This is a genomic window from Vibrio sp. B7 (assembly GCF_963888765.1).
Taxonomy (GTDB): domain Bacteria; phylum Pseudomonadota; class Gammaproteobacteria; order Enterobacterales; family Vibrionaceae; genus Vibrio; species Vibrio anguillarum.
This window is the reverse complement of the sequence record NZ_CAWPKR010000040.1, coordinates 1-26,577: the sequence shown is the minus strand read 5'-3', so window position 1 is coordinate 26,577 and position 26,577 is coordinate 1. Positions and strand designations below refer to the sequence as shown.

22 protein-coding genes are annotated in these 26,577 nt (G+C 44.3%); 8 read left to right on the top strand and 14 right to left on the bottom strand.

The features are described from left to right. Complete coding sequence (gene galE, locus AACV32_RS16970) at nt 1-1,014, bottom strand: UDP-glucose 4-epimerase GalE (RefSeq protein ID WP_094144444.1); 1,014 nt, start codon at nt 1,012-1,014, stop codon at nt 1-3. Nucleotides 1,015-1,273: 259 nt separating this feature from the next. Here galE and AACV32_RS16965 point away from each other — a divergent pair, with 259 nt between their 5' ends. The 5 genes from AACV32_RS16965 to AACV32_RS16945 all read left to right on the top strand — a co-directional run bounded on the left by AACV32_RS16965 (nt 1,274) and on the right by AACV32_RS16945 (nt 7,485). Then, entirely contained in the window at nt 1,274-2,617 is a 1,344-nt protein-coding gene (locus tag AACV32_RS16965; protein WP_373568410.1) for an MATE family efflux transporter, read from the top strand. A gap of 114 nt (nt 2,618-2,731) precedes the next feature. After that, the gene (gene chrA, locus AACV32_RS16960) at nt 2,732-3,880 is read left to right on the top strand and encodes a chromate efflux transporter (protein WP_170895500.1); all 1,149 of its coding nucleotides are present in this window, start codon (nt 2,732-2,734) and stop codon (nt 3,878-3,880) included. Between the two features lie 224 nt (nt 3,881-4,104). Further along, complete coding sequence (locus AACV32_RS16955) at nt 4,105-5,253, top strand: HD domain-containing phosphohydrolase (protein ID WP_017046553.1); 1,149 nt, start codon at nt 4,105-4,107, stop codon at nt 5,251-5,253. A 176-nt stretch (nt 5,254-5,429) separates the two neighbouring features. Further along, nucleotides 5,430-7,118 (top strand): AMP-binding protein, encoded by a 1,689-nt coding sequence (locus tag AACV32_RS16950; RefSeq protein WP_013856134.1) that lies wholly within the window; start codon nt 5,430-5,432, stop codon nt 7,116-7,118. 154 nt (nt 7,119-7,272) lie between these two features. Continuing rightward, a complete protein-coding gene (locus AACV32_RS16945; RefSeq protein ID WP_017046551.1) occupies nt 7,273-7,485 on the top strand; it encodes a VF530 family protein in 213 nt (70 codons plus the stop codon). Between the two features lie 168 nt (nt 7,486-7,653). On the opposite strand, the gene fusA is transcribed toward AACV32_RS16945, so the two are convergent. Beyond that, nucleotides 7,654-9,747: an elongation factor G gene (gene fusA / locus AACV32_RS16940; RefSeq protein WP_017043055.1), complete on the bottom strand. Its 2,094-nt coding sequence runs from the start codon at nt 9,745-9,747 to the stop codon at nt 7,654-7,656. A 162-nt stretch (nt 9,748-9,909) separates the two neighbouring features. Beyond that, nucleotides 9,910-11,289: a DNA repair protein RadA gene (gene radA, locus AACV32_RS16935; protein ID WP_013856131.1), complete on the bottom strand. Its 1,380-nt coding sequence runs from the start codon at nt 11,287-11,289 to the stop codon at nt 9,910-9,912. Nucleotides 11,290-11,480: 191 nt separating this feature from the next. Between radA and AACV32_RS16930 the strand changes: the two genes are divergently transcribed. Further along, on the top strand, nt 11,481-13,826 hold the full coding sequence (locus tag AACV32_RS16930) for a PilZ domain-containing protein (RefSeq protein WP_017050439.1): 2,346 nt from the start codon (nt 11,481-11,483) through the stop codon (nt 13,824-13,826). A gap of 102 nt (nt 13,827-13,928) precedes the next feature. Here AACV32_RS16930 and serB read toward each other — a convergent pair whose 3' ends face one another. Continuing rightward, on the bottom strand, nt 13,929-14,909 hold the full coding sequence (gene serB / locus AACV32_RS16925) for a phosphoserine phosphatase (RefSeq protein ID WP_170895499.1): 981 nt from the start codon (nt 14,907-14,909) through the stop codon (nt 13,929-13,931). Between the two features lie 187 nt (nt 14,910-15,096). Here serB and AACV32_RS16920 point away from each other — a divergent pair, with 187 nt between their 5' ends. Further along, entirely contained in the window at nt 15,097-15,714 is a 618-nt protein-coding gene (locus AACV32_RS16920) for a YtjB family periplasmic protein (protein ID WP_026027378.1), read from the top strand. 59 nt (nt 15,715-15,773) lie between these two features. Here the strand turns inward: AACV32_RS16920 and deoD are convergent, their stop codons facing one another. The 9 genes from deoD to AACV32_RS16875 all read right to left on the bottom strand — a co-directional run bounded on the left by deoD (nt 15,774) and on the right by AACV32_RS16875 (nt 25,402). Continuing rightward, on the bottom strand, nt 15,774-16,493 hold the full coding sequence (gene deoD / locus AACV32_RS16915; RefSeq protein WP_170895498.1) for a purine-nucleoside phosphorylase: 720 nt from the start codon (nt 16,491-16,493) through the stop codon (nt 15,774-15,776). A 79-nt stretch (nt 16,494-16,572) separates the two neighbouring features. After that, the gene (locus tag AACV32_RS16910; RefSeq protein ID WP_047691612.1) at nt 16,573-17,796 is read right to left on the bottom strand and encodes a phosphopentomutase; all 1,224 of its coding nucleotides are present in this window, start codon (nt 17,794-17,796) and stop codon (nt 16,573-16,575) included. 21 nt (nt 17,797-17,817) lie between these two features. Then, nucleotides 17,818-19,179 carry a thymidine phosphorylase gene (deoA, locus tag AACV32_RS16905; RefSeq protein ID WP_017046546.1) on the bottom strand — a complete coding sequence of 454 codons (1,362 nt, stop codon included), beginning with the start codon at nt 19,177-19,179 and terminating at the stop codon, nt 17,818-17,820. 95 nt (nt 19,180-19,274) lie between these two features. Beyond that, complete coding sequence (gene deoC / locus AACV32_RS16900; protein ID WP_094145491.1) at nt 19,275-20,051, bottom strand: deoxyribose-phosphate aldolase; 777 nt, start codon at nt 20,049-20,051, stop codon at nt 19,275-19,277. Between the two features lie 646 nt (nt 20,052-20,697). Continuing rightward, nucleotides 20,698-21,957, bottom strand: coding sequence for a NupC/NupG family nucleoside CNT transporter (locus AACV32_RS16895; RefSeq protein ID WP_170895497.1), 1,260 nt, complete (start codon nt 21,955-21,957; stop codon nt 20,698-20,700). A 208-nt stretch (nt 21,958-22,165) separates the two neighbouring features. Further along, nucleotides 22,166-22,954 carry a TatD family hydrolase gene (locus tag AACV32_RS16890; RefSeq protein WP_170895496.1) on the bottom strand — a complete coding sequence of 263 codons (789 nt, stop codon included), beginning with the start codon at nt 22,952-22,954 and terminating at the stop codon, nt 22,166-22,168. Further along, complete coding sequence (locus AACV32_RS16885; RefSeq protein WP_170895495.1) at nt 22,947-23,078, bottom strand: DUF5363 family protein; 132 nt, start codon at nt 23,076-23,078, stop codon at nt 22,947-22,949. The genes AACV32_RS16890 and AACV32_RS16885 overlap by 8 nt, the downstream gene beginning before the upstream one ends. 16 nt (nt 23,079-23,094) lie before the next feature. Then, nucleotides 23,095-23,868: a peroxide stress protein YaaA gene (gene yaaA / locus AACV32_RS16880; protein ID WP_026027382.1), complete on the bottom strand. Its 774-nt coding sequence runs from the start codon at nt 23,866-23,868 to the stop codon at nt 23,095-23,097. A gap of 109 nt (nt 23,869-23,977) precedes the next feature. Next, complete coding sequence (locus tag AACV32_RS16875; protein WP_013856119.1) at nt 23,978-25,402, bottom strand: alanine/glycine:cation symporter family protein; 1,425 nt, start codon at nt 25,400-25,402, stop codon at nt 23,978-23,980. Nucleotides 25,403-26,112: 710 nt separating this feature from the next. Between AACV32_RS16875 and AACV32_RS16870 the strand changes: the two genes are divergently transcribed. After that, on the top strand, nt 26,113-26,292 hold the full coding sequence (locus AACV32_RS16870; RefSeq protein WP_010318284.1) for a DUF3545 family protein: 180 nt from the start codon (nt 26,113-26,115) through the stop codon (nt 26,290-26,292). A gap of 90 nt (nt 26,293-26,382) precedes the next feature. Here the strand turns inward: AACV32_RS16870 and AACV32_RS16865 are convergent. Continuing rightward, nucleotides 26,383-26,577: transposase (locus tag AACV32_RS16865; RefSeq protein WP_170895494.1), on the bottom strand; the 195-nt coding region annotated here is incomplete at its 5' end.

The following is a 26,577-nucleotide window of genomic DNA, read 5'->3' as shown; positions in this document are numbered from 1 at the left end:
CTAGTACCCTTGCGGGTTATTGGATTGCCAATGCCATGTATCAGCAGCCATTTCATTGATACTGCGCGTCGCCTTCCAAGCCAGATCTCGCTCCGCTTTTGTGGTACTAGCCCAACACTCGGCAATATCACCCGGGCGTCGTGGGCAAATCTCATAAGCAATAGGAACACCACTTGCTTGAGCAAAGGCTGAAACTATCTCTAACACACTCGATCCGTTACCCGATCCAAGGTTGTAAATATGCCTTCCCGCTTTCATCGCAACCGTATTTAAAGCGGCCAAATGGCCATCGGCTAGATCCATCACATGAATGTAATCACGCACACCCGTACCATCCGGTGTGGGGTAGTCGCTACCAAATATGGATAACTTCTCGCGGCGCCCTACCGCAACTTGGGCAATAAACGGCATCAGATTATTCGGCACACCTTGCGGGTCTTCGCCCATAGTGCCCGAAGGGTGAGCCCCCACAGGGTTGAAGTAACGCAGTAAGGTCACACTCCAATCTGGCTCAGCAACCACTAAATCCGACAGGCACTGCTCAACCATATATTTGCTACGACCGTAAGGATTGGTGGTTGATCCGGTTGGAGAATCTTCAGTTATCGGCACGATTTCAGGATCGCCATACACTGTCGCCGATGAACTGAATACAATACTTTTCACTCCAGCTTTACGCATACTGCGCGCTAGCACCAACGAACCATTGACGTTATTGTCATAATATTCGAGCGGTTTTATCACGGATTCACCGACGGCTTTTAAACCTGCGAAATGAATCACAGCATCAATATTATGTTCAGAAAATACCTTATCGAGAAAGGCCTCATCACGGATATCACCATGATAAAACACGGGCGTTTTATCTGTCAGTGCATGGATACGGCTTAATACTTCAATCTTCGCGTTAGATAAGTTGTCAACGATAATGGGGTCGATACCCGCTTGTATCATTTGTACACAGGTATGACTTCCGATATAGCCCATACCGCCCGTCACTAATACTTTCACCATACTCTCCTATTGGGATACCGATAGAGGTTGATTCTCGCTCTTGAAAAAGTCTAACAGCCTTACTCGCTTTCAATCTGTGATCAAAACACCACAATGTAAACGTTTCCACGAAAACTCTAAAACAATTCCCTTCACTTAACTGATTTTATTTAAATTACGTATACAATACGCACAGGTAGGCTCTAGTGAGATATTTTGCAGCCCACCACCTTGCACCATCATCTTCTCTAGTTCGACTTACCTTGCTGAGTTTTAGCCCATGCCCCAAAGCCGTGTAGAACTGAATAACCGAATGAATATCGTCACTTTGACTTGGCCGATCTTTATTGAGATTTTATTACGGACGGCGATTAACACCAGTGATGTATTTATGCTGAGTAGTTATTCAGACAAGGCTGTATCAGCGGTTGGGGTTATCACTCAAATCAATTTTTTCTTGCTGATTGTCTCAATGATGGTCAGCAGTGGTACAGGGATCCTAATTGGGCAATACAATGGCTCTGGCCGCCAAAGTGAATCGGCACATGTTGGGGTGGCCAGTTTACTGCTTGGATTAATCATTGGCTCATCGCTCAGTTTAGCCGCTTATTTGAGCGCTAATTCAGTCATGAATGCCTACGGCCTAGAAGCGCAGGTTGCACAATATGGCTATGAATATCTGGTTATCAGTGGAAGCTTTACAGTAAACGTTACCATCGGCATTGTACTGGCGACGATTTTGCGCAGTAACGGCTACTCCAAAGCGCCGATGTTCATTAATTTATTTGCCGGATTATTGAATATCATCGGTAACTATATTGCTATTTTTCAACCCTTTGGACTGCCCGTCTACGGTGTACAAGGGGTTGCGATATCAACAGTGTTCAGCCAAATTGTCAGCACTATTTTGCTGTACTACACCGTTAAGTACTACCACATATCACTACCGGTGAAAGAGTGGAAAATCATCCCGAAGCCGCTATACCAGAAGATCATCAAGATCGGCATGATGAATGCGGGAGAGATTCTTTCCTATAACATGATGCAACTGACGGTGATTTTTTTCGTTGTAAAAATGGGCACGGCTTCATTGGCCGCGTTTACTTATGCGCAAAATATTGCCCGTCTCGCCTTTGCATTCTCAGTGGCTCTTGGGCAAGCCGGGCAAATTCAAACTAGCTACTACATTGGTAAAGGTTGGGTGGATGAGATTCTGACTAAAGTACAACAATATTTTGTGGTTGGCTTTCTCGTCTCCAGCACATTGACGATCTCAATTTATCTACTGCGCGCTGACATCATCGCCCTCTTCACTTCTGATCCTGAGATAACGGCCTTGGTCGCAGGGTTAATTGCTGGCTCCATTGCAATGGAAGCCGGGCGCACGTTTAACCTAATTTTTATTGCCGCACTCAAAGGCGCAGGAGACATTCGCTTTCCAGTGCAGATGGGCATATTAAGCATGTGGACTTTTGGCGCAGGTTTAACTTACTTATTTGGCCTACATTGGGGATGGGGAGTTATGGGTGCATGGGTGGCCATTTCGGTGGATGAATGGTTCAGAGGAATCATCATGTTTAGGCGTTGGCGATCTAAGGTTTGGACTAAGTTTAAACTCAGTTAACCCATGCCAGTCTGTTTATCGTTTTTCTGCGGTTTACAAATGGTTAAGGATTAAATTTGAATCTGCTCAAACATCCTTTTAAAGTAGCGAAACAACGTCTCTTTAAGAGTGCTTATGCACATGTTTACTATTTTCAAAACTTTTTTTCTGCTTGGGTGGATAAGCTTTGGCGGGCCAGCCGCTCACATTGGTTATTTCCGCAATACATTCGTTGAAAAATTAAAATGGATTGAAGATAAAGAATACGCACAGATCGTTGCCTTAAGTCAGTTTTTGCCAGGGCCAGGTTCAAGCCAAGTTGGGTTTGCACTAGGATACCATCGTGGTGGCTTATTGGGTGGATGCGCCGCTTTTGCTGGTTTTACACTCCCTTCGGTTTTGATCATGGTTGTCCTTGCCATCGCCAGCAGCCAATTACTACAAACCCCCTTATTTCAAAACGTGATTCACGGCTTAAAACTGCTAGCCGTTGTGGTTGTCGCGGATGCCACATGGGGAATGTATAAAAACTTCTGTAAGAATCGCTTAACCGTTGGGTTGTGTGTGGCCACCGCTGTGATGCTGATTGTTACACCCAGTATTGGAACGCAAATCGGAGTTCTCATTGGGGCAGCGCTGATCGGAGTGAAATGGCTCCCTAGTCAAGATTTAGCCACTGAACGTTCATTTGTCCCCGCTTTCGTCCCTTTCGCTCTCTTTATTGGCTTACTAGTCGGTTTGCCTTTTTCCGCCCACTTAATGCCTGAAATCGCTCTATTTAACCACTTTTATCAAGCGGGTAGCTTAGTGTTTGGCGGTGGGCATGTCGTACTTCCATTACTGCAAAATTTGGTTGGCGACGCGCTTGACCCAGATCTGTTTTTAACAGGATATGCCGCAGCACAAGCGGTTCCTGGTCCAATGTTTACCTTCGCCACTTACATTGGCTACGCTCTACTACCACAAGCGCCAATCTTAGGCGCAACGCTGGCGACCATTGCCGTCTTTTTGCCGGGTTTTTTGTTACTGCTCGGCGTGCTTAAAAATTGGCAAGCCTTAGCAAACTATCGATCAGTATCAGGAGCAATCAACGGTGTTAACGCCGCCGTCGTTGGTTTGCTGCTCTCAGCCTTATATCACCCTGTATTTACAAGCTCGGTCAGCAACAATTTAGACATGGCGATTGTTCTGATCGGTTTTTACCTGCTAAAACAGCTCAAACTGCCTATTGTCTGGCTGGTTATATTCTTTACGCTCAGTGGCATTGCGCTTGGATTAAGCTAAAATCGGCTATACGCCTTGTGACTAAACATGGCGTCAAATAGCCGTATTTATCTAGTGACCCAGCGTCATCCAATGGCTTTCCAGTACCACCTCATATTGCTTGGTTATATAACCCATTTTTTATTTAAATTTCACGCACGCATCGCTTATCTGTTCTAAACTTATCAATTAGAAGAGCTTCTCCATTTCAACCTTGGAGACCCTGTAGCGCAGAGGAACACGCGATGGATACGCATAGCAAAGGTTGCGAGCACGCCTATTTTCCACATGTTGGTCCACTCAATAAGCAACTGGCTAACATACACCAACGAATGCAAGTCAAAGTCCCAGAGATTGACCGTATCTCTTTTGCGCTATACGACCATCACCATGATAATTTGAAAACCTACGCCGACAGCACCTTTCACGGGGGTGAGCTTATACATTACGAGTTTCCACTTGCTGAGCTTCCAGTCCTTAAGCAATGCGCACAAAACGGCCAGAGTCGTAGCGTTGAAAATATCCCAATCCAATTGAAGCCAGACTATCCTCATACTCGCTGGCTAATTGAACAAGGTTATTGTTCATCACTGGCAATTCCGACTTACCATCAACAAGCATTTATTGGCTTTATTTTCCTCAACTCGTGTCAAAGCCATTTGTTTACCGAACAAGTAAAACAGAATGTAGAACCTTTTATTGAGATGATTCGCTTTGCAGTTTGCTCTGAATACGACCTAGTCCACACTATTTTAGAGACTGTAAATTTGACTCAAGCACGCTCCCCAGAGCATCAACTGGAATCGAAAGAGCATAAAGAACGTATTAGCTGTTATGCCAAAGTCATCGCTACGGAAGTTGCTGACATTTATCAACTGGATGATGAAACCATTGATAACATCATCCAGTTTTCGCGCTATCACGACATAGGCAAACTTGCCCTACCGACAAGCTTATTACTTAACCCAAATACATTAGATAAACCAGAGCGTGCTCAACTGTATAGCCACATAGAAAAAGGGATTGAAATCATTAATCAAATTATTGATGACATAGGTACACCTGATCACCCTTGCATATCCATATTAAAAGAGATCGTCGCTTATCATCATGAGTTTTTGGATGGCAGTGGCTATCCTTACGGCCTAATGCAAGACAATATCCCGATATCGGCACGCATTATTGCTGTTGCCAACGTCTTTGATGCCTTAACAAGCCATCGTCCATACAAACAAGCTTGGTCTGTTCCTTTTGCCCTTCTCGAACTGGAAAAAATGGTCGTGAGCGGCAAGCTTGATAAACACTGTGTCAATGCCCTTCGCTATCATCAAGATTACTTAAAACATGTGATTGATATTCACCCAGAAATCGACCCGAAGGATAGATTCAACTGAACAGAAATAAACGTCACTCTGAGTTAATAGTGTCAAAATAAGAAAGTGAATCCAGCGCGCAACTTTAACGTTTAGTAACTACAATCTTCTTTTACCTAACCATTCCACCATGCTAAAGTTAACAAAACATTAACATAAGAATAATAATATTTTTGCCAATAACATGGAGTTAGAGAATGATTCAGCCTAACGAGTTAAGCAAAGCAACTTGTGCTCTCCCACCACCGAATGAAATGATCTTGAAATGGGCAGCGGAACGCCCCAACCAAGTTTATTTAAGACAAATTATTAACCGAAAATTTGTTGAATACACCTATGCTGAAGTCGCCGATAAAGCACTCAGGCTCGCCTCGGCGCTACAAGCGCTAGGGGCAAAACCCCAAGATAAAATTGCACTCATTTCCAAAAACTGCGCTGAATGGTTTGTGTGTGATCTCGCAATGATGCTCGGCGACTTTGTCAGTGTTCCCATTTTTCCAACGGCTGGCGCCGATACCATCGAATACTGCCTCACCCATAGCGAAACAAAAATAGTCATTGTGGGTAAACTCGATAACGGACAAGCCACCCAACAAGTATTGAGCCATTTACCAGATATCATCAGTATTGCGCTACCCTATGATTCAGCTCCCACTTGCGATCACCTGTTTACAAAATTGATTGAGCACTATCCGCCAAGCACAGAACGCCCTGTACATCATGACAATAAGTTGATGTCTTTAGTCTATACATCGGGTACGTCGGGCTTGCCGAAAGGGGCTATGCTGACCTACGGTGCATTTAGCTGGTCAGCTCAACAACTTATAAACCACATTGGAATTCAAGAAAACGACCGTTTATTTTCCTACCTCCCTTTGGCTCATATTACTGAACGTGTTTATATTTTTGGCTCTTCCATCATGGGTGGGGTACAAACGGCTTTCCCTGAATCATTAGACACCTTTATTGAAGATGTCAAAATGCAGCGCCCGACGCTCTTTATCTCAGTACCAAGGTTATGGACTCTATTTCAGCAACGCATTCAAGACAAATTACCGCAGAAAAAGCTCAATTTTCTGCTAAAGATCCCTTTTGTAAGCACGCTGATTAAGAAGAAACTTGCTGATGGCTTAGGGCTTGATCAAGCACGTGTGCTTGGTTGTGGCTCGGCTCCTGTATCACCGGCGTTATTAGAGTGGTATCACCAAATTGGGCTGAACATTACCGAAGCTTGGGGCATGACAGAATCTTTTGCTTATAGCACCCTGAACTACCCGTTTAGAGCCGACAAATTGGGGTCGGTTGGACGAGCAGGCCCAGGAATCGAACTTAAAATCGCTAATAATGATCATGAGATTATGGTGCGTGGCCAAGGACTATTTTCTGGCTATTATAAAAATGACATTGCAACTCAAGAGTCATTTGATAAAGAAGGATGGCTACATACTGGCGATATCGGTTTTATTGATGCTGAAGGTTATCTCACCATTCAAGGGCGCAAAAAGGACACCTTTAAAACAGCCAAAGGCAAGTTTGTGGCTCCCGTACCTATCGAAAATAAACTGTTCGAATACACTCGAGTCGAGATGATGTGTCTGATTGGCTTAGGGCTTCCCGCCCCTATTTTGCTAGTTGTTCCACATAATTTCCCTCATTTTGATCGCGTTCGTTATGAGCGTACTACTCAAAAAGTCATTAAGCGGATGAATGAGGAATTGGAATCGCATGAGCAAATCAAAGGCGTGCTAATGATAAAGGAGCCATGGTCAATCGAAAATGGTGTCCTCACTCCTACCTTAAAAATCAAGCGGCATGTATTAGAACAGAAATATCATGAAATGGGGCACAATTGGCCAAAAGGACAACTGGTTGTTTGGGAAGAGTAATCCATTCTAATTGAGCAGGTTGGACTTAGCCTCTAACCTGCCAATACACCAAGTTTTCACACTAACAACCTCCTATATTGCCTAATATTTTGTCCTAATTTAACTCCTGTGCCTGCTATACTTAGCTTAAATAACGCCATTGAATAATTGGATCATGACACAAGATAATAACCCGCTGCATGGGGTCACTTTAGAAAAACTACTCACGGAGCTCGTTGAATACTATGGCTGGGAAGAGCTCAGCTATATGGTCAATATTAACTGCTTTAAAAAGGATCCGAGTATTAAATCAAGCTTGAAGTTTTTACGTAAAACTGAATGGGCACGTATTAAAGTGGAAGAAATCTATATCAACCTTAAGGGCTAACTAAACGATATGAATTGAGTGGTATAAACTACCTTCACCCGGCAGTTTCCACTTTTATCGGTTCTGCTTTTATCGGTTTTTATGCCCTTTTCTATTTCGTTGTTACATAAAAAAGCCCCACCAGCTTTCACTGGTGGGGCTTTTTACGTTCAGCTTAGCTTTTAAGAATTACTTCTTATCTGCTTCTTTACGTGCTTTAACGTCAGCAATAACTTGCTCTGCAACGTTTGCAGGACATGCAGCGTAGTGTGAGAACTCCATAGAGAACTGACCACGACCAGATGTCATTGTACGTAGGTGACCGATATAACCAAACATTTCAGATAGAGGAACGTTCGCTTTAATACGTACACCTGTTACGCCAGCTTCTTGATCTTTAATCATGCCACGACGACGGTTAAGGTCACCGATAACATCACCAACGTGATCTTCTGGAGTAAACACGTCAACGTGCATAATTGGCTCTAGAAGTTGAGCGCCAGCTTTAGGCATAGATTGACGGAATGCACCTTTCGCTGCGATTTCAAATGCGATTGCAGATGAGTCAACTGCGTGGAAGCCACCGTCGAACAGTTCAACTTCAACGTCTAGTACAGGGAACCCAGCAAGAACACCTTGGTCCATCATAGACTTAAAGCCTTTCTCTACCGCAGGCCAGAATTCTTTAGGTACGTTACCACCAACAACTACTGATTTGAACGTGAAACCTGAATTTGGCTCACCTGGTTTGATACGGTAGTCGATCTTACCGAACTGACCAGAACCACCAGACTGTTTCTTATGCGTATAGCTGTCTTCAATTGCTTTAGTGATAGTTTCACGGTAAGCAACTTGAGGAGCACCAACAATAAGATCAATGCCGTGTGTACGCTTAAGGATATCAACTTTGATATCTAGGTGAAGTTCACCCATACCTTTTAGAATGGTTTCGCCAGTTTCTTCATCAGACTCAACTTGGAATGATGGATCTTCTGAAACCATTTTACCTAGCGCAATACCTAACTTCTCAGAACCGCCTTTGTCTTTAGGAGCAACAGCGATAGAGATTACAGGCGTTGGGAAAATCATTGGCTCAAGAGTACATTCGTGTTTAGGATCACATAGAGTGTGACCAGTTTTCACGTTTTTCATACCAACGATAGCGATGATATCACCCGCTTGAGCGGAATCAAGTTCGTTACGATCGTTCGCGTGCATCTCAACCATACGGCCAATACGCTCAGTCTTACCAGTAGCACTGTTAAGAATGGTGTCACCTTTCTTCAGTTTACCAGAATAAATACGGATAAACGTTAGGGCACCAAAACGGTCATCCATGATCTTGAATGCAAGTGCGCGGAATGGTTCGTCAACAGAAACTGTTGCAACTTTACCAGTAGGCTCACCTGTTTCAGGATCAGTCAGATCTTGAGGTACAACTTCAGCTGGAGCTGGAAGATAATCAACAACGGCATCTAGTAGAAGTTGCATGCCTTTGTTTTTGAATGCTGAACCACAGAATGTAGGGAAGAACGCTAATTCACGAGTACCCTTACGGATACAAGCTTTTAGTTGCTCAATAGTTGGCTCTTCGCCTTCCATATAAGCCATCATTAGCTCGTCGTCTTGCTCTACTGCAGTTTCGATTAGCATTTCACGGTATTCTTCAACTTGCTCTACCATGTCTGCTGGAATTTCTTTGATTTCGTAGTTTTCTGGCTGACCTGAATCATCCCAAACGTAAGCTTGACGGTTTAATACGTCAACAACGCCAACGAATTCGTCTTCACGACCAATTGGAAGAGTCATAACAAGTGGGTTTGCGCCAAGAACTTTCTTCACTTGTCCTACAACGCGGAAGAAGTCTGCACCCATACGGTCTAGTTTGTTTACGAAGATCAGACGAGCTACTTCTGAATCGTTCGCGTAACGCCAGTTAGTTTCTGACTGAGGTTCAACACCGCCAGAACCACAGAATACACCAACACCGCCATCAAGAACTTTCAGAGAACGGTAAACTTCAACTGTGAAGTCAACGTGCCCAGGAGTATCGATAACGTTAAAACGGTGATCTTTCCAGAAACAAGTCGTCGCTGCTGATTGAATTGTGATACCGCGTTCAGCTTCTTGATCCATGAAATCCATGGTAGAAGCGCCATCGTGTACTTCACCTGTACGGTGGATTTTACCAGTAAGCTTAAGAATACGCTCAGTGGTAGTGGTTTTACCGGCATCAACGTGCGCGAAAATACCAATGTTTCTGTATTTTGATAAATCTGCCATTGTCTTACTCTGTTAATAAGGTATAAAGTGCGCGCAGAGTATATCACAATCTGTCAAGACTGATACCCTTGCATACGCTTGCTTGAAAAAAAATATAGTACGGTTACGAACTGTCGGTGAAATATAGGTCATAACCGTAAAAGAGGCGAGTTTAATTAAGATTTATAACTCATCAAATGCTTCAATTGCTTCAGATAATTTCTTCACACCGTGCAATTGCATGCCAGGTATTCCACCTTTAGGCATATTCGCCATCGGAATAATTGCTTTCTTAAAACCATGTTTAAATGCTTCATTTAATCGCTCTTGACCACTAGGTACTGGGCGAATTTCTCCGGCCAAACCGACTTCGCCAAACACGACAACATCTTTAGCAAGTGGTTTATCTCTGAAGCTTGAAAGCAGTGCCATCAGAAGAGCTAAATCGGCGCTTGTTTCCGTCACTTTAACGCCACCAACCACATTAACAAACACATCTTGATCGGACATTTGTAAGCCACCGTGCTTGTGAAGCACTGCTAACAATAAAGATAAGCGATTTTGCTCAAGCCCAACGGCGACCCGCCTTGGGTTCGCTAATTGTGAATAGTCAACCAGTGCTTGGATCTCCACTAGTAGTGGACGAGTTCCTTCCCATACGACCATCACCGAACTTCCCGAAGTATCTTCTTCGCCTCGCGAAAGGAAAATGGCAGAAGGATTACTCACTTCACGCAAGCCCTGTCCCGTCATGGCAAAAACGCCGAGTTCATTGACCGCACCAAATCGGTTCTTGTGACTGCGCAATGTACGAAAACGACTATCAGTCCCTCCGTCGAGCAATACCGAGCAGTCAATAATATGCTCTAGCACTTTTGGACCAGCCAAAGAACCGTCTTTAGTAACGTGTCCGACTAAAAATACGGCAACGTTATTTTGCTTAGCGTAGCGTGTAAGCGTTGTCGCAGACTCGCGCACTTGTGCCACCGTACCGGGAGAGGATTGGACGTCGGCCACATGCATCACTTGAATTGAGTCTATGACCATGATGCGGGGCTGCTCTTTTTCAGCGATTTGGCAAATTCGATCTACATTGGTTTCCGACAGCATTTTAAGCTTATCTTTAGGTAAACCAAGACGAGAGGCTCGCATCGCGACTTGCTGAAGCGATTCTTCACCCGTGACATACAAAGCAGGCATTGACGCCGCGAGCTGACACATGGTTTGCAGCAATAAAGTCGATTTCCCAGCGCCAGGGTTACCACCGATTAAAATCGCCGCGCCGGGTACGACACCACCACCCAATACACGGTCCAACTCTTTAAAGCCGCTAGAAAACCGTGGGACTTCCTGCAGATTAATATCCGACAGTACTTGGACTTGTGATTCCGTTACCGCCCCAGCGTAACCACCTAGTCGCTCATTACGTGCAACCTGCGGCGATGCTGCCAAGCGTACTTCGGTGATAGTATTCCATGCACCACAAGCACTACATTGACCTTGCCAACGCGGAAAATCTGCGCCGCAATCATTACATACATAGGCGCGTTTTGCTTTTGCCATGCTTCCTCAACAATTCCTGTTTCTTGTTGGTAACCTATACTTTTCAAGCTTAAAGATTAAACTGTTAAGTAATCATGAAGTGATATAGGTTGATTTACGTTTAAATAAAGGTTGAACCTTCGCAACAGATAACTAAAGATTATGATAACGATGCCGATTAATCTTTAAGACGGACACTCTAACAGAAAAGTATGCAGCAATCTGAAATTCTATCAATCGCAGAGCGTTTGATCCCAGCTTACCGTTCATCTGATTTTGAACATCTTCTTTCTCAAATGACAGAAGATGAATCCCCGTCAGCGAAATTACTGGTCAAAATGGAGCTCAATCGCATCATGGCTCCTTGTGTTAAAAGCATAGACTTGCGAGGTCGGGTACAAGGGGAATGCCGCGAATATGAATTAGATGGCCGCAAACATTGGTTCGACGATGTGGCCTTTAACGCATACCATAAAGGGGTCAAAAAATTTGGTGCGTATACGGAAGGTGTATGGGAAGCATTAAACAATACGCCAAACAACTTCCGCGTGATGCAACAACGTGGTGCCCAAAACCCACAAAAAGACGGTGGTGGCAGTACGTTTTTTGAGGCTGAGCCAATTAAGCTTGGTTATGATCTCAAGCGTCAAGAAAATCGCTTAAAAGTCACCTCACAAGTTGAAATTCACCTACCTAGTAAACAGTTGGTCAATGGCCTCAGTGTTGATCTATCCGTTTCGGGTGCAAAATTTAAAGTTCCCGCCGCTTTTAACTACAAGCTCGGTGAGGTGATCAAAGTCTATTTTTCCGAACTCAACAAAACGTCAGAAGTGGTTGGACTGCACCACGCCATTGAATATCGTATTTTAGGTATTGATGAGTCTTACGATAACGATGCCGTGAAATTTCTGCGTACACTAAAACTTTCCGACACTAACATCATCGAAAAAGTGATTACTGAATCGCTGCAAAATAACACTCAAAAAGCGCGCCACGATAACCAAGATAAACTAATCCGAGCTCGAACCCGTGGTTACGAGCACACCTATTTAAAACACACCTGTAACTTACCAGTGTTTTTTAGTGGCAGTGAATTGAAGTTGGTGCTGCTGACTGAAAATAACCAACCGATCTGGCAATACTGGCACGACGAGCGTAATCAACAAGCACTCGGTTCGTTATTCAATAAAGAGCGGATGGAACAGTTAACCAAGCCGGGGATGCGGGGTAGCAATAATGTGCTTTATGCTTTTAAGCATGAACATCAGGAAAAAACGCTCTTTTTTTCAATGATGATGCCAGAGGCCAACCGTGAACAAAGAAAAATGTTTTGGCATGTTGGTGCTCGTCGACAAAGTTGGAAAGCGTTTCGCTTATTTGTCTTTGAACTCTCGGATGAAGAGCGTCAAGAACTTGCGGTTCATGCCCATGAATTGTCAGATCGCTCAAGCCACTTAACGCACTGTGGCGTTTTACAAGAAATTGGCGATGAGGATTCGGCAAAAGATTACCTATTGACTGACAAACCCAATTTACCCAATAGCGAACTCAATAAATTTCGTCATCCAAGGCAGATCATTGGTCAACCTACAGGCATTTATTTTGATGCTCGCTCGCGTAGAAAAGAGCCTCGTTACCAATTCAAGACACCGCTAACCATCACCTCAGACTCTGGAGTAAATGCGGCTGGCCATACGGTTGATTTATCTAAACGTGGTTTAAGTATTATTGTTGATACACCACTACCAGTGAAAGCAGGCGATAACGTCACCATCAATTACCACGAATTACAGCTTTACGACAAAAAGCTGCCACTGCATAGCCTTCCCTATAATGTCATTCGAATTGGGCCCGAAGGTCGGCGTCTACAATTGGTGATAGAAGAAAATATACATACCATCAAAACAATCGCTTTTTTCAATAGCATTATAGAAAACAATCAAGATAAGTTGTTACAGAAAGAAGAAGTACTACCAAGTCATAACTTGCTGGAAGGGTTGCACAACATTTTGCTTGATAAGATGATAAGTTCGCCAATTTTCGTTGATAAACACGGTGCAAATTTACGCCCTAAAGTGATTGGCGTAAATTACCCCTTGCCGCCTCATCTTGTGTTACTGGCTAAATTAGGCCAAGAAAATCGCATCACGTTAGAGCCAATATTCAAAGGCCACACCAATACGCTACTGGCTAAACCGATGCGGCGCATTGAAGGAGCGATACCGCAATATCACGACGTTTATATTGCGGCAATCAAATTTGGCACGCGTATTCAATCAATCCAATCGAAATTATTAAGTGATTTTGAAAACACTAAAGAGCGTATTGATTTCATTCAAAAAGCGCAGCACATGGGTGAAATTTACATCTTGAGGATTTGCAGTGCACCCGTCTTTGACCCAATCACTACGCTGCTGCGCAGTGATCTCAATGAGTTGGCACAAATTAGTCTTCATCACGCTCGTACGCTAGAAAAAGAGATCACCTCAATCATTGGTTATGGAGAGGTGATCGATATTACAGAAGAAGTATTGATTCGCTTAGAGCTGACCTTGTAAAAGCGACTGACTTTTGTAAAAGAGAGTGTGGGTAAAAGAGAGAGTGGGTAAAAGAGAGAGTGGGCATCGCTCACTCTCTTATCTCTTGCTGTTGAGCTTTACTTAAGGCTTCACTTTCCAACTGAGTTTTTGCTGCTTCACCAATGAGGCAGAGAGAATACAGAGCACGCCACCAAGGCCTGCAAAACGGACCGCCGCTTGTGCTTTTTCTTCAACTTTAGGTTTAGCATGATAAGCAACGCCTAACCCCGCTGCAGCCATCATAACTAAATCATTCGCCCCATCGCCAACCGCGACAGTATTGTGCAATTCAATCTCATAACGTTGTGCTAACTCAACCAAAATATCGGCTTTGGTTTGTGCCGAAACGACATCACCTAGTACTTGACCAGTAAGCTTGCCATCAACAATTTCCAACGTATTGGATTGCGCATGATCAAGTTGCAGTTCGCTTTTTAAATAATCTGAAAAATAGGTAAAGCCACCGGATGCAATCGCCGTTTTCCACCCCAATGCATGCAGTGTTGCTACCAGTTCACGTAAATCGGGCATCATGGGTAATGTAGAGCGAACCGCTTCAAGAATCGACTCATCGGCACCAGCAAGCTTTCCAACCCGCTGACGCAAGCTTTGCTCAAAATCCAATTCACCTTGCATCGCTCGCTCAGTGACTTCGGCCACCTCCTCTCCGACACCCGCTAACTTAGCTATCTCATCAATACATTCAATTTGAATCGCCGTGGAGTCCATATCCATCACAATCAAACCCGGTTTAGAAAGGTCTGGTACTTCACACAAACGGGCATAATCAATTTCGAGCCCTTGTAAAATTTTCTCGTGCTCTGTTGTCAGCTCACCTGACATCAACGCCACTTCATAATGCCCCACTTTCCACATATCGAGGACAGCGTTGTAGTAACCGGTAAAAAAGTCAATATCATCAAAATGTTGAGTGGAGAGATAAGGTGCAAAAACAATCCAACTTGCTTTTTCTTTGTCAAATTGTGAAGAGAAACGAGTTTCAGGCAAGCGGTTGAGCAGCGTTGTGTGCCTTTTGATCGGCAATGTTTTGAGGGCATCCATGTTTATCATTCCTTAATCAATCCTTTTCCTTCAGCCTGCTTAAACGCACCATAAGCAAAAAGGGATCAACTCGATTCAATGCTCGAGTATCAATAAATGGGTGTATGCCCCTGACGTTACCCTATTGCAATTTAAAAACGCAAGTCTCAATATGAGTAAAGTTTTTATTTATCCAATCAGGTGGGTTATGGACGGCTCTTTATTTTCATTTCGCGTCGCAATTCGTGTGCTTACCGTCATTTTATTAGCAGGCATGTTCTTCTTTACCGTAAAAAACAGCGTTGTGATCAGTAAAGGTAACGAACGAATTCAGGCTAACCAACTAGAAACATTAACTAAGGTTTTGATTTCACAGGCATCATTATCTGCGGGCAGCATGATATCAGAGCAAGATCAAGAGCGCCTGCTAGCCCTCACCAACCAGTTAGCTCAAGACAAACTGGTGTTTGATGCCACCATTTATGATTCCGAAGGGGTCAAATTAGCCGCCAGCGATAACGCGTTAAGCGTACGCGAAGTATTAGGATTGGATACACCACTGCGCACGGCCAGCATTGGCCGTCAGCAACTGGTTGAGCCTGTCTATCATGAAAGCAGTATCATTGGTTTTATCCGCATTACTTTTGAAACTGGCCGCGTCACCGCAATTTCAGATCACCACTATCGTAAAAGTGATCGCTACATGTATCTCATGCTGCTAACCAGCTTTGTCAGCGGTGTATTGCTCACACTGCTACTGCTGCGCCGAAAGCCAAAGAGTGGTGGAGAGAACCTGCTGCTACAGAATGTGGATGATATGACCTAGCAGGCTTTGTAAATAAAAAAACCTCAGTTGCGACACTGAGATTTTTTTATAAAAGAAGATTATTGAGCGTCGCCAATCAATACTGAATCTAACGCAATTTCAATCATTTCATTGAAAGTGTTTTGACGCTCTTCTGACGTCGTTTGTTCGCCAGTTTTGATGTGATCAGAGACAGTGCAAATCGTCAGTGCTTTTGCGCCATATTCCGCCGCTACGCCGTAGATTCCTGCCGCTTCCATTTCTACACCAACAATGCCGTATTTATCCATCACATCGAACATCTCTGGATCTGGCGTGTAGAAAAGCTCTGCGGAGAACAAGTTACCCACTTTCACGTTAATACCACGCGCCGTAGCCGCTTCTTCTGCGGCTTTAACCATTTTGTAATCGGCAATCGCAGCAAAGTCGTGGTCTTTAAAACGGATACGGTTAACTTTGGAATCAGTACAAGCACCCATGCCAATCACAACATCACGCACTTTGATATCGTTGCTGACCGCACCACAACTTCCAACACGGATCACTTTTTTCACGCTAAAATCTTTGATAAGTTCCGTCACATAAATTGAGCATGAAGGAATCCCCATGCCGTGGCCCATTACCGAAATTTTGCGACCTTTGTACGTGCCTGTATAACCAAACATGTTACGCACATCACACACTTGTACCACATCATCCAGGAAAGTTTCTGCGATGTATTTGGCACGAAGCGGGTCACCCGGCATTAAAACGACGTCTGCAAATGCGCCCATTTCAGCATTAATATGTGGAGTTGCCATTAAAAGTATCCTTTATCTAAATTGACCAAAGAATAGAGAGAGATCTCTCTATTCATCCTCAAAAAGTGAATCGCTACGCTTACTGTAAGAAATTGGTGCCGTAATCCATCGCAGACGTACCGAAATAGTGCGCCAGTGACTGGCCAATATCAGCAAACGTCTCGCGACGGCCCAACGAACCGGGTGCCACTTTGTGACCATAAACTAGCACTGGAATGTGCTCACGCGTATGATCCGTGCCCGGCCAAGTTGGATCGCAACCATGATCCGCCGTAAGAATAAGCACATCGTCCTCTTCCATTAACTCAAGCACTTGTGGCAGACGCTTGTCAAAGTACTCCAGTGCCGCAGCGTAGCCCGCTACATCACGGCGATGACCATAAGCGGAATCAAAATCAACGAAGTTAGTGAAGACGATAGTGTTATCTTTCGCTTGTTTGATTTGTTCTAGTGTTGCATCAAATAAAGCCGGGATGCCTGTCGCTTTGACTTTATGAGTGATGCCGCAGTAGGCGTAAATATCAGCAATTTTACCAATAGAAACCACGTTACCTTGCTTCTCATCAACCAATTTTTGCAGCACGGTCGCCGCTGGCGGCTCAACGGATAAATCACGACGGTTGCCAGTGCGAGCAAATTCTCCCGCTTTCGGGCCAATGAACGGGCGCGCAATCACGCGGCCAATGTTGTAATCCGCCAATTCTTCACGTGCGATCTGGCAAAGTTCTAACAAACGATCAAGACCGAACGTCTCTTCGTGACAAGCAATTTGGAACACTGAGTCAGCTGAGGTATAGAAAATCGGTTTACCCGTTTTCATGTGCTCTTCACCCAAATCATCTAAAACCTGAGTGCCTGATGCATGGCAGTTACCAAGAAAACCATCCAAACCTGCGCGTTCAATAATGCGATCTGTCAGCTCTTTCGGGAAACTATTTTGCTTATCGCTGAAATAACCCCATTCAAACAGCACAGGAACACCAGCAATTTCCCAGTGACCCGAAGGAGTATCTTTACCTGATGAAAGCTCAGCTGCGTGGCCGTACGCACCGATAATATCAGCGTTGGCATCAAGCCCCGGAGCAAAACGCCCCGTTGACTCTTTATGCGCCATGGCAAGCCCCAGTTTCGATAAGTTTGGCAGCGTCAATGGGCCCTGGCGATCCGCGTTATTCGCTTCGCCTTTAGCACATTGGTCTGCGATGTGGCCCAAAGTGTCAGCGCCAACATCACCAAATTGTGGTGCATCAGCGGTTTCGCCGATACCAAATGAATCTAATACTAAAATAAATGCTCTTTTCATTGCTCTCTCCAACCGATATTTTTATACGTCTTCTGCGCGAATTTGGCCGTAGACATCGGGTGTTGGTGTGTATTCTCCGCCAATTTGAATGGCGCTTTGTAATGCTTTGGCCGCTTGTTGCCATTGCGCTTCATTACGCGCATGGATCACCGCCAACGGCTTGCTGCTATCGGCAACTTCACCTAGGCGAATAAATTGGTCAAACCCAACCGCGTAATCAATAGTGTCAGTTGCGACGCGGCGTCCACCGCCCATCTCCACCACGGCCATGCCAATCGCGCGAGTATCCATTGCCGATACAACGCCACTTTCTAGAGCGTAAACGGGCTTAACCAGCTCGGTTTTTTCAAGATAGTGATCGTAATTTTCAACAAAATCAGCGGGGCCGCCTAACCCTTTGACCATTTTGCCAAAGCATTCAGCCGCTTTTCCGTTATTAAGAACGGACATCAGTTTCGCACGAGCATCATTGCTGTCTTTTGCTAAATTGCCTAACAACAACATCTCAACGCAAGAGGCCAAGGTAATTTCCAGTAAGCGAGGGTTGCGATATTCACCAGTTAAAAAGCGTACCGCTTCACGCACTTCAAGGGCATTACCTGCCGAAGAGGCCAGCACTTGGTTCATATCCGTCAAAATAGCCGTGGTTTTCGTACCTGCGCCGTTAGCCACTGCGACGATAGATTTAGCCAACTCTTCAGAAGCTTCGTAAGTCGGCATAAATGCGCCAGAACCGACTTTGACATCCATCACCAAGGAATCTAACCCAGCGGCTAATTTTTTAGAAAGAATCGAGGCGGTGATGAGTGAAATATTGTCGACCGTTGCGGTAATGTCACGTGTGGCGTATACGCGTTTATCCGCTGGCGCGAGATCACCCGTTTGGCCGATGATAGCAACGCCCGCTTCTTTGGTTACTTGACCAAATACGTCATTACTTGGCGTGATGTTATAACCGGGAATCGACTCCAATTTATCCAGCGTGCCGCCCGTATGACCAAGGCCGCGCCCTGAAATCATAGGAACAAAACCACCGCAGGCTGCGACCATGGGGCCAAGCATCAGCGAAGTAACATCGCCCACGCCGCCAGTTGAGTGTTTATCAACGATAGGACCACCGAAGTTCATCGCATCCCAGTTGATCACCATCCCAGAATCACGCATAGCGCACGTCAGTGCAATGCGCTCTGGCATAGTCATTTCATTGAAGAAAATCGTCATGGCAAAGGCCGCAATTTGGCCTTCGGAGACGGTATTATTCGCCACACCTTGAATAAAAAAGTTAATTTCTTCGGTGGTGAGGATCTCGCCGTCACGCTTTTTGCGAATAATTTCTTGAGGTAAAAAAGTTTGAGTTGAATACATTAGTTGCCTCCCAAGCATGATGCTTTGGTCAGTAAGGTAAAGAGGTAATCGGGAGATGATGGCTCAGCTCCACGAGTCAGACTTATTATTATCAGTCCTACTTCAGCGCATAATTAATACGCAGCTGGATCGGCTTTTTGGTCTGTTACTTCTAATGTATTCAAAAGATTGGTTAGCAGGCTTGAAGCCCCAAAACGGTAGTGCATGCTGTCGGCCCAATCTGCGCCAAGTAGCTCATCAGCCATCGCGAGATACAATGCAGCATCTTGCGCTGTGCGTACACCGCCCGCAGGTTTAAAGCCTACAGTTTTGGCAACGCCCATATCGCGAATCACTTCTAGCATCATACGTGCGTATTCTGGTGTTGCATTCACAGGGACTTTGCCCGTTGAGGTTTTGATGAAATCAGCGCCCGCTTCAATACAGATTTGAGACGCTTTTTTGATTAATGCTTCTTCTTTTAGCTCACCAGTTTCGATGATCACTTTAAGCAGAATGTCACCACACGCGGCTTTACATTGCTTAACAAGATCAAAACCGACTTGCTCATTACCGGCGATTAATGCGCGGTAAGGGAACACAACGTCGACTTCATCAGCACCATACGCAACGGCGGCTTTAGTTTCCGCAACGACAATCTCAATATCATCATTACCGTGTGGGAAGTTGGTAACGGTTGCGATACGAATCTCTGGCGTGCCTTGCTCGCGAAGTGTCTTCTTCGCAATAGGAATAAAGCGAGGGTAAATACAAATTGCAGCGGTATTACCTACAGCCGTTTTGGCATCATGACAAAGGGCAATCACTTTCGCATCCGTGTCATCATCGTTTAGCGTAGTCAAATCCATCAATTTCAGTGCACGTAGTGCGGCTGCTTTTAAATCGCTCATTTCTATCTCCGATCAATATATTCAAATAGTTCACTAGTAAACCACGCTCAGTGTTGAGAGCGAGATGGCTTGCTAGCCACAAATGAACGGACTTGGTTCCTTGAAGACTCGAAATGCACTTGCATTTCAATTGCTATCCCTGTCACCGCACAGTACCAATTTGGCCTATGGCACAACCATGATATGCCACTTATTTGCACTCATCGCCGTGTCTAACGTATATCCGTGTGTAACTTATACCCGTATCTAATTCATATCAAAGCAACACGACATGATAAAACGGGCTGCCTTTGCGTCAAATCATACTCCATGTATTGATTGGCGCTAGCTGATATCTTCACTCTTCTATTGAAAATGAATCTCACTGATACAGTATAGATTTTCACTACAAAACTGTAGCGTCATTCATAGAGCAAACGGTTTGTATCTCAAAAAAGATCAGCGTCAACGATAATCTCGTTTACCGATAAACTCTGATCTATCCATTAAAAGCTAACTTATAAAAGAGAGCTTGAGGTGATACACACTGACCACCCGACTAAAGAGTGAATCAAAGTATTCCTTTCGCCAAAACAAAAAAGCCCCGCAGCAATCTCTTGCTACGGGGCGATGTTAAACGGCGTCTATATCTCTTTCTCTTGTTTAATTAGAAAGAAAGGAAGAAGCCAGCAATAGTTGCTGCCATTAAGTTAGACAGTGTACCAGCACAAACGGCTTTTACACCCATCTTCGCGATATCGTGACGACGGTTAGGAGCAAGACCACCTAAACCACCGAGTAGAATCGCAACAGAAGAAAGGTTGGCGAAGCCACACAGTGCAAATGAGATGATAGCTTGAGTTTTCTCAGACATCACCGCACCAGTAGCAGCAACGAGCTGTGCGTTCTCACCCACGTAAGGTACGAAGTTTAGATAAGCAACAAATTCGTTTACAACCAGTTTTTGACCGATGAAAGAGCCCGCGAGCGTTGCTTCTTCCCATGGCACACCAATCAGGAATGCTAATGGAGAGAAAAGCCAACCAAGCAGTAGTTCTAGAGTCAGTTCAGGCATACCGAACCAACCACCCACACCACCAAGCATACCGTTAACTAACGCGATTAGACCAACGAAGGCAAGTAGCATTGCACCTACGTTCAGCGCAAGTTGCAGACCAACAGAAGCACCACCAGCAGCAGCATCGATTACGTTGGCAGGTTTATCATTGCCATCCATATCGTTACCCAGCTCTTCATCTGGAGTATCGGTTTCTGGTTTGATGATTTTTGCAAACAGTAGACCACCCGGTGCTGCCATGAAAGAGGCCGCAACAAGGTACTCTAGCGGTACACCCATCGATGCGTAACCAGCAAGTACACCACCCGCAACTGAAGCCAAACCACCACACATTACTGCAAACAGCTCAGATTGAGTCATTTTAGGTACAAACGGACGAACCACGAGTGGCGCTTCTGTTTGACCTACGAAAATGTTGGCTGCAGCAGACATCGATTCCGCACGAGAGGTACCGAGTGCTTTTTGTAAACCACCACCTAGAATCTTAATTACCCATTGCATAACGCCAATGTAGTAAAGCACAGAGATAAGTGCCGAGAAGAAGATTAGAGTAGGTAGAACTTGGAAAGCAAAGATGAAGCCAATACCGTCAACTGAAAAGTTAACTAGGCTGCCGAATAGAAAACCAGTACCGTCTTTACCGAAGTCGATGACGTTTTGAACACCCGCAGAGAAACCTGCAAGGAGATCACGACCCCATGGTACGTAAAGAACGAAACCACCGATAATAAATTGGATAGCAAAAGCGCCACCCACTGTTCTTAGATTGATAGCTTTGCGGTTATCAGACAGTAGAACTGCAAGTCCTAGCAGAACTGCCATACCGACTAGGCTCATAAACAGGCTCATAGTTTATGATTTCCTTATTAGGTTATTGTTGGCGTGTTATAAAATGGAGCTCATGAAGCGGGGTGATTATACTCATCACCACTAAGATAAAGTAATGCCAGCCTCACACTTTCTTATAAGATTCACTGCCCATTCACTCATTTATGTGAGCACGTTCAATATTTACTGATACTAGAATCATTAAACCTACATTTCATTTCGAATTTATTCACACCGGAAAGAACAGAGAATGGCTGTTTTTCCACAAAACATCAGCAACCGTTTGCTCTGATTGGTTCTTCAGCAACGCAAGCGTTTGCAGGATAATCGGCAGTTTTTGTGGGTGATTAGCTTGCCCTTGAAAACCATTGAGTGGCATATCAGGAGCATCTGTTTCTAGCACTAAACTTTCGATGGGGAGTGCCGCAATAGTAAGACGGGTTTTGTTGGCTCTTGGATAGGTAATAACACCACCCACGCCAATCTTAAAACCCAGTTCAATAAACTGGTTTGCCTGTTGAACGCTGCCAGAAAAAGCATGCAGCACTCCACCTTGGTTAAATTGATGCTTTTTTAACAGTTGTATTAGGCGGTTGTGCGCTTTACGGCTGTGTAATATCAATGGAAGTCTGACTCGTTTCGCAAGCTCTAGTTGCATTTCAAACATTGTTTCTTGCAAAGCGGGAGCAATATCAGTCGCAAAATCTAAGCCACACTCCCCCAGAGCCACGCATTGAGCTGGTTTTTGAAGTAACTTTTGCTCAAGCTCGTCGATATCCGCAGGGGAAGAGGTTGATAAAAAACAGGGATGGAAACCGAGAGCAAAGTAGAGTTCAGGATAACCGTTAGCAAGCTCGGCCACTCGTTGCCAGTTACTTGGACCAACGGCGGGAATCACTATTTTCTCAACCCCCTGCTGGCGAGCTAAATGTAAATGGTGTTCAAACTCACGCTCAAAGATAGGAAAATCGAGATGGCAATGCGTATCAAATAAACGCAGCTTCTTATTCTCACTCACGTTCTTTACTCTGAACAGGATCTTGACGATAAGGAACACAGCTACGTTTTTTATCTGGTGTTAAACCCATGTTCTCACACCAGCGATCATAACGCGCAACCTGCTTTTTCAACCACTGCCACATAACCGCCTCTCTTACATCACTGCTCTTCGCGTTTAAAGACCAACTCAGTTGCTGATGACTCCTGTTCTACAAAATAGTAGCCAGCACTGTCAAACTGAGCCAATTGCTCTACAGAAGAGATTTGTTTATCGATAATGTAGCGCGCCATCATGCCACGAGCCTTCTTAGCATAGAAGCTAATGACTTTGTATTGCCCTTTCTTACAATCCTTAAATACCGGAGTAATGATGCTCCCCTTAAGCTTTTTCGGATTAACCGCTTTAAAATACTCGTTGGAAGCGAGATTAATCAACACATCATCGCCTTGCTCTTTCAGAGCTTGATTGAGTTTATCGGTAATGATATCCCCCCAAAACTGGTACAGGTTAGTCCCCCTCGGGTTACCCAATCTCGTGCCCATCTCTAAACGGTATGGTTGCATCAGATCCAGTGGTTTCAGTACACCATACAAGCCAGAGAGCATTCTTAAATGCTGTTGTGCATGTTCAAATCCGGCATCCGATAATGTTTCTGCTTCAAATCCTGTATAAACATCCCCTTTAAACGCCAAAATGGCGGGGCGTGCATTATCCAACGTGAAGGTTGGGCTCCACTGCGCAAAGCGAGCCACGTTGAGCCCAGCGATTTTATCGCTCACTTTCATCAACGCTGAGATGTCGGCAGGAGTCAATTGACGGCAAACATCGATCAACTGAGCTGAATGGTCAATAAGCTCCGGCTGAGTATATTTGCTTGTCACCAACGGGGATTCGTAATCTAACGTCTTGGCTGGGGAAACAACAATGAGCATGATATTCCTTCCTTTCTATTCTTATTTTATGACTCACAGAGTACAAAAAAAGCCATGCGGTGTCTGCATGGCTTTTTCAATCTATTTAATCGTCAGTAACGATAACAGGCTATTTGTTGTTGTACCAAATGCCATCTTCCAACTGAGATTTTAACTCAGGGTAATCATTAGCATCGAAGGTGGGAACCTTACCCGCGGCTAGCTGACGGTTATAATCTTTCGCGAGCTTAATCACAATGCCAGAGAGCAGAATGATCGCCACCAAGTTAACAATCGCCATTAACCCCATCGAGACATCCGCCATTGCCCATACGGTAGGCAAGGTCGCCAATGAACCAAACATCACCATGGCAAGGAAAACAATACGGAACAACGTTAACCCTTTCTTATTGTTGTGCTCTAAGAAAATCAGGTTCGTTTCGGCATAAGAGTAGTTGGCAATAATTGAAGTAAAGGCGAAGAAGAAAATCGCAAAAGCAACAAAAATCCCACCCCAACTGCCCACTTGTGAGCTTAATGCGCGCTGAGTCAGCTCGATACCGGTAATTTCACCGTGCGGTACATATTCACCCGACATCAAAATAATGGCGACGGTTGCTGAACAGATCACAATCGTATCAATAAAAACACCCAACATTTGCACGTAACCTTGAGAAGCAGGATGCGGCGGATAAGGCGTTGCAGAAGCCGCTGCATTAGGTGCTGAACCCATACCCGCTTCATTGGAAAACAGACCGCGTTTGATGCCGTTAATCATGGCTTGAGCAATCGCGTAACCTAAACCGCCTGCGGCCGCTTCTTGAAGGCCAAATGCACTTTTGAAAATAAGGCTTAATACGGCTGGTAGCTTTTCTATATTAGTGACCATGACAAACATCGCAATCGCTAAGTAAGCTAATGCCATGAAAGGTACAATCAACTCAGCGGTACGCGCAATTTTACGGATACCACCAAAAATGACGAAAGCCGAAATTGCAACGATGAAGATACCGACATACAGCGGATCAAATCCAAAAGCATTTTTCATAGCTCCTGCAATTGAATTAGCTTGAACGGCATTGAATACTAGGCCAAAAGCAATAATCAGGAAGATGGAAAACAGGACACCCATCCAACGCATACCAAGGCCTTTTTCCATATAGTACGCAGGGCCACCGCGGTAGTTACCATCTTTGTCACGGGTTTTGTATAGCTGAGCCAACGTGCTTTCAGCAAATGAAGTCGCCATACCAAGCATAGCAATCAACCACATCCAGAAAATCGCGCCTGGACCACCCGCCGTTAAAGCAACGGCTACACCGGCCATGTTTCCCGTACCAACACGCGCAGCAAGGCTAGTACAAAGTGCTTGGAAAGAAGAAATACCGGCTTTATCTGCTTTGCGGCTGTTTTTCAACACACTAAACATGTGGCCGAAATGGCGAAATTGAATGAATCCTAGGCGAACGGTGAAGTACACACCAACACCGACTAAAAGATAAACAAGGATGGATCCCCAAAGTAAATCATTCATTAAATTGATTAAGTCTGTCACAAGAACCTCTCATAGAGTGATAGCGCTGACCTAAGCGAAAAGCTTCACGAAAAAATGCACATGCTGCGAGTCAACGTTCTAACCAGCATGTTTTTATCGATATTATGCAATGCATTTTATTCGTCCAAAAAGTGAGGAGTCTCAACTTTTGAAGGGGCAACGTATTTTTGACGGGCGGATAATGCAACCTGAAAGAACAAAAATCAATATGCAACAAGTTTAGTTAAAATGTTATTTTTCACTATAAAATCACCTTTAATTAACATTTAACAAACCAACACATCAACAAATTGGCAACCAAAAAAAACCAAACTGGAAACATTGAAAGATAAAAAACAACCATAAAAACCCAGTTGCACTCACTTAATCTCACCCCTTGAGAATAAAGGGCTAATCAGTTTCACCACTAAATCTTGCATAAATTTATGATAATTTTTTATTGAATGGTCATAAAACAACCAACCAGGCAATTGTAAATTTTCAAAACAACATTTATTTAACATTTCAAAATGCAAATAAAATCGTTTGCGTCGCTTAACCGCTCCCTTTTTGTACTAAAGAATCCCACTGAAACTGTGAAATTCTGGTCAAAATCCAATAAAAGGTTCATCAAAAGGAAACAAATGAGAAACAAATCATAGCTAGGCTAGCGAAAACTGTGCTATCTAGAGAGCACGACATGGCGTAATAACAACAACAAGAGGTTGCTTATGGAAAGCTTGCAATTTGACGAAATGTTGGAAATGGAAATCACAAAACTCCGCTCTAGTCGCACTAAACCAGTCAAAAGAATGTGGCGAGAAATTGAAGCGATTCAGGATCAAAAACGGTTACAAAGAGAATTGATGGAGATGGATGTCTGCTTCGAGGCTGATCAAATAAAACTCTGAGTAAAAAGGCACTTCAACAGTGCCTTTTTGTTTAACTGAATCAGCAGAGATTACTGGGACCCTGTAAATAATTCTGTGTAACTGTCAGGGTTACATGTATTGAGTGAGTCGGTCTTCGAACATAATCATAAAGCGGTTTAGAGCTTGTCGCCAGTTTTTGATCGGCATCGTCCATTTCTTGGAAGCATCTCGGATAGCCAGGTAGATCACCTTTCTAGCTGATTCATCCGTTGGGAAGAGCTTGCGCTTCTTAATCGCTTTTCTAATAACGCTGTTGAGGGATTC

Coding starts and splice junctions, on each gene's coding strand:
- galE (WP_094144444.1), bottom strand. CDS start 1,014: ATGGTGAAAGTATTAGTGACGGGCGGTATGGGCTATATCGGAAGTCAT.
- AACV32_RS16965 (WP_373568410.1), top strand. CDS start 1,274: ATGCCCCAAAGCCGTGTAGAACTGAATAACCGAATGAATATCGTCACT.
- chrA (WP_170895500.1), top strand. CDS start 2,732: ATGCACATGTTTACTATTTTCAAAACTTTTTTTCTGCTTGGGTGGATA.
- AACV32_RS16955 (WP_017046553.1), top strand. CDS start 4,105: ATGGATACGCATAGCAAAGGTTGCGAGCACGCCTATTTTCCACATGTT.
- AACV32_RS16950 (WP_013856134.1), top strand. CDS start 5,430: ATGATTCAGCCTAACGAGTTAAGCAAAGCAACTTGTGCTCTCCCACCA.
- AACV32_RS16945 (WP_017046551.1), top strand. CDS start 7,273: ATGACACAAGATAATAACCCGCTGCATGGGGTCACTTTAGAAAAACTA.
- fusA (WP_017043055.1), bottom strand. CDS start 9,747: ATGGCAGATTTATCAAAATACAGAAACATTGGTATTTTCGCGCACGTT.
- radA (WP_013856131.1), bottom strand. CDS start 11,289: ATGGCAAAAGCAAAACGCGCCTATGTATGTAATGATTGCGGCGCAGAT.
- AACV32_RS16930 (WP_017050439.1), top strand. CDS start 11,481: ATGCAGCAATCTGAAATTCTATCAATCGCAGAGCGTTTGATCCCAGCT.
- serB (WP_170895499.1), bottom strand. CDS start 14,909: ATGGATGCCCTCAAAACATTGCCGATCAAAAGGCACACAACGCTGCTC.
- AACV32_RS16920 (WP_026027378.1), top strand. CDS start 15,097: ATGGACGGCTCTTTATTTTCATTTCGCGTCGCAATTCGTGTGCTTACC.
- deoD (WP_170895498.1), bottom strand. CDS start 16,493: ATGGCAACTCCACATATTAATGCTGAAATGGGCGCATTTGCAGACGTC.
- AACV32_RS16910 (WP_047691612.1), bottom strand. CDS start 17,796: ATGAAAAGAGCATTTATTTTAGTATTAGATTCATTTGGTATCGGCGAA.
- deoA (WP_017046546.1), bottom strand. CDS start 19,179: ATGCTTGGGAGGCAACTAATGTATTCAACTCAAACTTTTTTACCTCAA.
- deoC (WP_094145491.1), bottom strand. CDS start 20,051: ATGAGCGATTTAAAAGCAGCCGCACTACGTGCACTGAAATTGATGGAT.
- AACV32_RS16895 (WP_170895497.1), bottom strand. CDS start 21,957: ATGAGCCTGTTTATGAGCCTAGTCGGTATGGCAGTTCTGCTAGGACTT.
- AACV32_RS16885 (WP_170895495.1), bottom strand. CDS start 23,078: ATGTGGCAGTGGTTGAAAAAGCAGGTTGCGCGTTATGATCGCTGGTGT.
- yaaA (WP_026027382.1), bottom strand. CDS start 23,868: ATGCTCATTGTTGTTTCCCCAGCCAAGACGTTAGATTACGAATCCCCG.
- AACV32_RS16870 (WP_010318284.1), top strand. CDS start 26,113: ATGGAAAGCTTGCAATTTGACGAAATGTTGGAAATGGAAATCACAAAA.